The organism is Nostoc sp. 'Peltigera membranacea cyanobiont' 232 (genome assembly GCF_002245985.1).
Taxonomy (GTDB): domain Bacteria; phylum Cyanobacteriota; class Cyanobacteriia; order Cyanobacteriales; family Nostocaceae; genus Nostoc.
The window spans coordinates 1-2,738 of record NZ_NOLK01000338.1 but is presented as its reverse complement, the minus strand read 5'-3'; the positions used below and the strand labels follow the sequence as shown (position 1 = coordinate 2,738).

Here is a 2,738-nt window from a genome sequence, read left to right as displayed (position 1 = left end):
ATTACTTTGATATGGCAGTTCGATGAATTAAATCTTACCCTACCTCAGATGGTGTCACTTTGTTTTCCACCTTATCGCTGATCAGGTAAGTCCTCTTGTCAATAGGTTTTGAGACGCGCTAACCCTGGAAGTATCCCTCTTTTATAGATAGCACCCTGGTTTTTCAGCTCGTCTTCTAAAAGATAGGGAACAGCTTTGGTCAAACGAATCAACTTTTCTTCCAGGTTGGCGAATCCTGTAACCGTTTTTCCATCTAGCAAAGAGCGTCCATTGGCAAGCTTAATGTTAAGCAGTCCAGCAGAACCATGACATACGGCACAGACAAAGCCACCTTTTTCATAGATTTGGGCTGCTAACTGTGCCAGTCTTTCATTACTAGGAAAATCCCACATTGCCCCATGTCCACCTGCATAGTAAATGGCAATGTAATCTTCTGCGTTAACGGCTTCAATCGGAATTGTGTTATTCAGTTGAGAGTGAAGGCGTTTGTCTTCCCAAAATTGACGATTATCTTTATCTCGTAAATCGTAACTTCTTTGATCAAGCGGTGGTTGACTTCCTTTAGGGCTAGTAAAGTCAACTTCATAACCTGCTTCTCTTAGAATGTGGTAGAAATGTGTCACCTCTCCCAGCCAGTAGCCTGTTTGTTTACCATCATTTAAGGTGTTATGGCTGGTGATAACAATCAGGACTTTTTTATCTTTCATTGGTATTGAAATCAGTTAATTTAACTATATAAAACTAAGAGTACTTTGTTCGCCTAACCCCCCAAAAGCCTAATTTGACGTGAGCGCCAGGAACGGCTGACTCTCGTATTGCGAATGCTTATGTATTCATCAGGGACAGACAACCTCTACAACCCGCATGATCCCGTTGGCTGATAAAACCTGCTTAAGTTTTGAAACAAGCGGCAAACGATGCAACGGATTTTTTTACTGTGCGTTCGCACTTAAATCGGTGCAATGTTAAAAGATGTCTGCACGTCCTAGCATTCAACAACGTTCAATCTGTCCGAACTGAGCTGAACCCTCGTTTCGGGCATTGTCTTGAATCAACAGGTTAAGGGTTGCAAGTCGGCGGGTTTTTTGAGGTGTTAGGTTTGATGCAAAGCGGCCCGAGGTTGGTTAGAGAATTAGGTCGGCTAATAAATGCTAATGGACCAGCCTTGTGTTCACCATTAAAGGGGGTAGGTTTGCGAACATCAAAGCCACACGCGGCAGCATCTTGTGGGTTGTTAAACCAAAACCCTATATGGAAAGTGTTAGTAGGTGGTAAGTTCACTTGCGGATCAAAACCGAAAATCTGATCTAGCAGGATAGTTTTAATTGTCACAAGTCCAGGCTCAACGTCAGATTGGTACCAAGCCAGACCAAAGTTCTTGAATTTGGGGTTTGGGGTACCGAATGCCTGCTGAGGACTATTCTCTACAGTAAATAGGTCAAACTTCAAACCCGGCTTGAAATTTGTCAGCCTCAAAGTCAGATTGTCATTAAGATTGCCACGCTTGACGATGGCTTGAACCCGAGGCGTGACTCCAGGAGTGGCTGCCATGCAATTAATGAACTGCGTGTTAGGAAATAACTCAAAACTAGTTTCATCAGAACTTGATGAACGCTGCGCTGTCGCAAGCTGGCTGAACCCAAATACTAATAGCAACCCGACTGCAAATACGCGAGAAGCTATTAAGGATGGAAATTTGTGAAACATAAATTTAAACTCTCTTGTTAAATCTCAAGTTTTCAAAGCAGTATTGGCGTACAAAATCCCCGGATTGGCACGGTGACTCCTTTTACATCTATCAGAGGTTGATTGGGGAATTATGCAAGAGTATATGCCGGAGGCTTTCTATTCTATATTGGGTGCTATTACGAGCTTGAGTATTCACCGATTAATGTGGGGTCAGTAGAAAGAGAAGATATTCAGCTTTGGGAAAAAGCAGAGCGTGTATTGCAACAAATAATAGAAGAAAAACAGGGATAAGAACTTAGACAAAATAAAGGATTTTCCCTCTAGGTGATGACGCAACTCAAAACCTAGCAAGCTCAATTAAGAGCGGTGGTCGGCACTGCCAACTTTCGGCTCATGACGTATACTTGCCTTCATGCCGTTTGCTAAAGCAGTGGATAAAGCATTAAAATTCCTAACACTTCAAAACTGAAGTGTCACTAGTAGGGATAATATTACAAACTCAGCAGTTTTTTTGATAGAAACTGCACCGAAAAATAGCAGAGGTTAGAGCAATGGATGAGCGTCATCGTTACTTACAAATCGCTCTTATTCTTGTCGGAATTGCCTTTTTATTTATTTATCCTCTGACTAAAATCTGGGCATCAGGCTGGTTATGGCAACCTGGTCAGTCCGAATATGAACAAATGATCATTGGTGTTTATGCGACACTTGGTGTCTTTTTGCTGTTGGCTGCTCGACAACCAGAAGCGAACAGAAGTTTAATCTGGTTCACTGTTTGGTCAAGTTTAGTGCATGGGTTAATTATGGCGGTACACGCAGTCATTGATCCTGTTGAACGTGGACACCTGTTTGGTGATGTTCCAGCACTATTCTTGGTGGCAATTGTCCTTGCCTTCCTTACACCGCGTAAAATGGTGTCTAGCGCTCTTTTATTACTCTCATGAGAGTATAATTAGTTACTAAGAGTTTAACTTAGCAAGGGTATTTAATTGGGTTCAAGAACGGCTACCTCCACGATCACCGTGGTAGATCAGTACTGCGATGCCTAT

The 2,738-nt window shown here is 42.4% G+C and carries 3 protein-coding genes; 1 reads left to right on the top strand and 2 read right to left on the bottom strand.

Annotation, left to right across the window (positions count from 1 at the left end; genetic code table 11):
- Positions 1–98: 98 nt before the first annotated feature.
- Positions 99–707 carry a type 1 glutamine amidotransferase domain-containing protein gene (locus CDG79_RS40055; protein ID WP_094346986.1) on the bottom strand — a complete coding sequence of 203 codons (609 nt, stop codon included), beginning with the start codon at positions 705–707 and terminating at the stop codon, positions 99–101.
- 352 nt (positions 708–1,059) lie between these two features.
- Positions 1,060–1,707 carry a hypothetical protein gene (locus tag CDG79_RS40050; protein WP_094346985.1) on the bottom strand — a complete coding sequence of 216 codons (648 nt, stop codon included), beginning with the start codon at positions 1,705–1,707 and terminating at the stop codon, positions 1,060–1,062.
- Positions 1,708–2,240: 533 nt separating this feature from the next.
- On the opposite strand from CDG79_RS40050, the gene CDG79_RS40045 reads away from it, so the two are divergent.
- On the top strand, positions 2,241–2,633 hold the full coding sequence (locus CDG79_RS40045) for a DUF6632 domain-containing protein (protein WP_094346984.1): 393 nt from the start codon (positions 2,241–2,243) through the stop codon (positions 2,631–2,633).
- Positions 2,634–2,738: the final 105 nt, after the last annotated feature.